This window comes from Aquabacterium sp., assembly GCF_048860245.1.
In the GTDB taxonomy this organism is placed as follows: Bacteria; Pseudomonadota; Gammaproteobacteria; order Burkholderiales; family Burkholderiaceae_C; genus Aquabacterium.
Window position 1 is genome coordinate 1 of the sequence record NZ_JBLIZW010000098.1, and the last position, 4836, is coordinate 4836.

Sequence of the window (4836 nt, forward strand, 5' to 3'; positions counted from 1 at the left end):
GGGCTTTTTTATGTGCGCCGAAGGGCGCGCTCAGGCTCGCACGTTGTTGACCAGCGCGCGCAGGCCAGTTTCATTGGTGATCCGAATGTCGCGCTGCTTGACCTCCAGCAGCCCCTCTTCCTGGAACTTCGAGAAGGTGCGGCTCACCGTTTCAAGTTTCAGGCCAAGGTAGCTGCCAATTTCTTCGCGTGTCATGCGCAGCACGAGGGCGGATGCAGAGAATCCGCGCGCGTGCAAGCGTTGGGTGAGGTTCAACAAGAATGCAGCCAAACGCTCTTCAGCGCGCATGCTGCCGAGCAACAGCATCACACCGTGGTCACGAACAATCTCGCGGCTCATGATCTTGTGGAACTGATGTTGCAGATCAGAAAACTCTCGGGACAGGTCTTCCAGTTGTGCGTAGGGAATCACGCACACCTGAGAGTCTTCCAGAGCGATGGCATCGCAGGCGTGGCGATCGGTACTGATGCCGTCCAGACCCAGCAGCTCACCGGCCATTTGAAAACCGGTGACCTGATCTCGGCCGTCTTCAGACGACACGCGGGTCTTGAAGAAGCCTGTGCGAACCGCGTAAACAGAACGGAAGGGATCGCCGGTGTGGAACAGTGCGTCACCACGTTTGACTGTCTTGCGGGTGGCGACCAGCGAATCCAGATGATTCAGTTGTGGCTGGCTCAAACCAACCGGGAGGCAAAGCTCACGCAGGTTGCAGCTAGAGCAGGCAACCTTGAAGTTGTCCAGTTTCACTCCGCCAGACGATGCTTGCCCGTGATCACATTGGTGTGCTTTGTCAGTAGCGTTAGCGTCGGCGATCGGAAATGTACTGTTCAACATGAGAAACCTCAAAACGTGCCCGATTGTTCCCAGAACACCGTTCCGGACCTTGAGTTGGATCAACCCTGCAAGCCGTGAGTTTGGCACAGTCGCCGGCATGAGTAAATCCGCCTTGATTTCAAACGGTCCGGTTGCCCCCGTCGTGACGACTGACATGCTCGCACGACTGGATGTCAACGGGCCTCGATACACCTCGTATCCTACCGCGGATCGATTTGTAGAAGCCTATGGCCCCACGCACTACATCCAGGCGTTGCAGCAGCGCGCAGACGGAGCCGGTGCCGTTGGTGGCGGTGTTGCGCCGTTGTCGGTGTATGTGCACATCCCCTTTTGTGAATCGGTTTGCTATTACTGCGCCTGCAACAAGGTGATTACAAAGCATCACGACCGTGCTGTCGAGTACCTTGCTGCTTTGAGAACCGAGATTGATCTCACCGTCGAGCACCTTGGTCGCGGCCAGACCTTGTCTCAGCTGCATTTTGGTGGTGGAAGTCCAACATTCCTGACCGATGACGAGCTGGAAGGTTTGATCGCCACGTTGCAGGAAGCCTTCCGGTTTGTGCCTGGTGGCGAATACTCCATCGAAGTCGACCCTCGCACGATTGATGTGGGCCGGCTGAAGCGTCTCGCTGCAATGGGCTTCAACCGCTTGAGCTTTGGTGTGCAGGACTTTGATCCGCACGTCCAGCAGGCTGTCCATCGTGTTCAACCTTATGAGCAGGTTGCTCAGTTGGTCGAGGCTGCGCGCGAAGAAGGCTTTGCGTCCATCAACATGGACCTCATCTACGGTCTGCCCAAGCAGACCCCGGAGAGCTTTGAGCGGACGTTGGAGCAGGTGTCCAGCCTCAAGCCTGACCGTATTGCTTTGTACGCGTATGCGCACTTGCCGCAGCGCTTCAAACCCCAGCGTCGAATTGACGCCGCGGCGCTGCCTAAAGCCGGTGACAAGCTGGGTATGTTGTCCATGGCCATCCAGAAGTTTGGCGCGGCTGGCTATGACTACATTGGCATGGACCACTTTGCTTTGCACCATGACAGCTTGGCTGTCGCAAAGCGCCAAGGACGGCTGCATCGCAATTTCCAAGGCTACAGCACGCATCCTGACAGTGATCTGATTGGCTTGGGTGTGTCGGCCATCGGCAAGGTGGGGGCGCATTACTGCCAAAATGCCAAGACCCTGGAAGACTATTACGACTCCCTTGAGCGTCGTGAGTTACCGATTGTGCGTGGATTGGCGCTGTCGCGAGACGATCTGGTGCGCCGTGCAGTGATCATGGCGGTGATGTGCCAGGGGCGTGTGGACATTGAGTCCATTGAACTCGCTTACCTGATCAATTTCCGGCAATACTTCGAGGCTGAGTTGCGCCTGTTGGAGCCGCTCGTTGAGTCGGGGCTGGTGCAGATGGAGTCGGATGGTGTTCGGGTTACGCCGCTGGGTTGGTATTTTGTGCGCGCGGTTGCCATGGTGTTCGACCGCTACATCCAAGCCGACAAGACGCTCGAGAAGTTCTCCCGCATCATTTAAGCCCATGCTTCCAGTCGGAGGTCGGTCATGCTGACCGGCCTGATGCTGACCGCCTTCCTGATGGGTTTGGGCGGCATTCCACACTGCGTTGCGATGTGCGGGACGGCCTGCGCGGCTGCATTCCCGCGGGGTATCTCGCCTTTGGCGATGGTGGGGCGGTGCATTGGGTATGCCGTCCTCGGCTCTGTCGCGGCTTCGGCCGCCGGCCTCGCATCGCAATTCGGACGCTCAATGACCATCCTGCAGCCCTTCTGGGTGATGCTGCAGGTTGGTGCCGTATTCATGGGCTTGTGGCTGCTGTGGTACGGCGTGGTGCCGCGCCAACTCGACATGGTCGGTGTGCATGCTTACCACCGGGTGCGCAGCAAGTTGGGTGCGTTTTCTTGGGCCGATCGTTACCCATTTGCGCGCGCGCTGTTGCCGCTCCTTTCAGGGTGTCTTTGGGCTGTGTTGCCTTGTGGTTTGTTGTATGCCGCAGTCGTCGTGGCCGCGCTGGCGCCTCATTTTTGGGGTGGCGCGCTGGTGATGCTTGCATTTGCCGCACCTGGTGCTGCGGGCATCTGGTTTACGCCGCAATTGCTGCGCAAACTATCTGGTCAGAGCGGTGAACCACGAGCAATCGTGGGCACAGGTGGTGCTGTGGTGCCCATCCTGTGGCACGGTTCGCCCCCCAAGGGTGACCCTTCTGTGCCAGCTGCGGGTGCTGCTGTGGGTGGTGACGCGCGATGGGCCGTCCGGCTCTCCGGTTTGTGCTTGTCCCTCATGGCCGCGTGGGCTGTGTGGCACCAGTTGGTGGCCCAGTGGCAAGCGTGGTGCGCCTGATTTGGCGCAATTAGTCGCAGCTAATCAGCAACCCCTCAGGGGATTCCCGATGTAGAAGTGCTGGTGCTGTGGAAAGCGTCGCGTAGAATCAAAAGATGCAATGCCGATATCCATGGCATTGCTTTTCACGGATACGCCAAACGCGGAGACCACAACTATGTATCAGCACATCAAGGTGCCCGAAGGTGGGCAGAAGATCACGGTGAACCCGGACTTCTCGCTCAACGTACCTCACAACCCCATCATCCCCTATATCGAAGGGGACGGCACTGGTTTCGATATCACGCCAGTGATGATCAAGGTGGTGGACGCCGCAGTTGAGAAGGCTTATGGCGGTCAGCGCAAGATCCATTGGATGGAAATCTACGCTGGCGAAAAGTCAACGCGTGTGTACGGCCCGGATGTGTGGCTGCCCGAAGAAACTCTGCAAGTCTTGAAGGACTACGTGGTGTCCATCAAGGGGCCTCTGACGACCCCGGTCGGCGGCGGCATCCGTTCGTTGAACGTGGCTTTGCGTCAAGAGTTGGATCTCTACGTTTGTTTGCGCCCCGTCACTTACTTCAAGGGTGTGCCTTCGCCAGTGAAGGAGCCCGAAAAGATCGACATGGTGATCTTCCGTGAAAACTCGGAAGACATCTATGCCGGCATTGAGTTCGAAGCGCAGAGCGACAAGGCCAAGAAGCTGATCAGCTTCCTGCAGACCGAATTCGGTGTGAAGAAGATCCGTTTCCCCGAAACCTCCGGCATCGGCATCAAGCCAGTGTCCAAGGAAGGGACCGAGCGTCTGGTGCGCAAGGCCCTGCAATACGCCATCGACAATGACAAGCCCAGCGTGACCATCGTTCACAAGGGCAACATCATGAAGTACACCGAAGGTGGCTTCCGCGACTGGGGTTATGCACTGGCTCAAAACGAGTTTGGCGCCGAACTGATTGATGGCGGTCCATGGTGCAAGTTCAAGAACCCCAAGACCGGCAAGGACATCATCGTCAAGGATGCGATTGCTGACGCTTTCTTGCAGCAAATCCTGTTGCGTCCCGCTGAGTACAGCGTGATCGCCACGTTGAACCTGAACGGCGATTACATCTCTGATGCGCTGGCAGCACAGGTTGGTGGTATCGGTATCGCCCCTGGTGCAAACCTGTCGGATTCGGTTGCCATGTTCGAGGCGACCCACGGTACGGCGCCGAAGTACGCTGGCAAGGACTATGTGAACCCCGGTTCCGAAATCCTGTCTGCAGAAATGATGCTGCGCCACATGGGCTGGTTTGAGGCCGCAGACCTGATCATCAGCTCGATGAACGGTGCAATCCAGAGCAAGAAAGTGACATACGACTTTGCCCGTCTGATGGACGGCGCGACCCAGGTGTCTTGCTCGGCCTTCGGCCAAGTCATGATCGATCACATGTGATCGGTAGCAGGCATCCGTGCCTGTCAAAAAAGCCCGCCTTCAAGGCGGGCTTTTTCATTAGGCGCCCCTTGGGCTCAATCAAGCCCAAGCGGTTGCGAGCTCAATGAGGGCGCAGGCTGCTTTGCGCGCTCATTTCACGGAAGTGCAGGTCGCTCAACGGGTCTGTCACCGTGCCGACTGGCGTGCTGAAGCGCCCCGGGTTTCGCGGAGGCCAGTTGGTTTAAGTCAGGCGGTCACGGCCTGA

Annotated in this window: 4 protein-coding genes; 3 read left to right on the forward strand and 1 reads right to left on the reverse strand. The window is 57.8% G+C overall.

Annotation, left to right across the window (positions count from 1 at the left end):
• Positions 1-30: 30 nt before the first annotated feature.
• Positions 31-747 (reverse strand): fumarate/nitrate reduction transcriptional regulator Fnr, encoded by a 717-nt coding sequence (gene fnr / locus ACMV18_RS11315; protein ID WP_420817927.1) that lies wholly within the window; start codon positions 745-747, stop codon positions 31-33.
• A 241-nt stretch (positions 748-988) separates the two neighbouring features.
• Between fnr and hemN the strand changes: the two genes are divergently transcribed.
• From hemN to icd, 3 genes are all read left to right on the forward strand, one after another.
• Positions 989-2359, forward strand: coding sequence for an oxygen-independent coproporphyrinogen III oxidase (gene hemN, locus ACMV18_RS11320; RefSeq protein WP_420817925.1), 1371 nt, complete (start codon positions 989-991; stop codon positions 2357-2359).
• Positions 2360-2386: 27 nt separating this feature from the next.
• On the forward strand, positions 2387-3181 hold the full coding sequence (locus ACMV18_RS11325) for a sulfite exporter TauE/SafE family protein (protein ID WP_420817926.1): 795 nt from the start codon (positions 2387-2389) through the stop codon (positions 3179-3181).
• Positions 3182-3338: 157 nt separating this feature from the next.
• Positions 3339-4592 carry an NADP-dependent isocitrate dehydrogenase gene (gene icd / locus ACMV18_RS11330; RefSeq protein ID WP_374258557.1) on the forward strand — a complete coding sequence of 418 codons (1254 nt, stop codon included), beginning with the start codon at positions 3339-3341 and terminating at the stop codon, positions 4590-4592.
• The last annotated feature ends 244 nt before the right edge of the window (positions 4593-4836 follow it).

Excerpts from the sequence above, each read along its gene's own strand:
- icd (WP_374258557.1), top strand. The coding sequence starts at position 3,339 with ATGTATCAGCACATCAAGGTGCCCGAAGGTGGGCAGAAGATCACGGTG.
- hemN (WP_420817925.1), top strand. The coding sequence starts at position 989 with ATGCTCGCACGACTGGATGTCAACGGGCCTCGATACACCTCGTATCCT.
- ACMV18_RS11325 (WP_420817926.1), top strand. The coding sequence starts at position 2,387 with ATGCTGACCGGCCTGATGCTGACCGCCTTCCTGATGGGTTTGGGCGGC.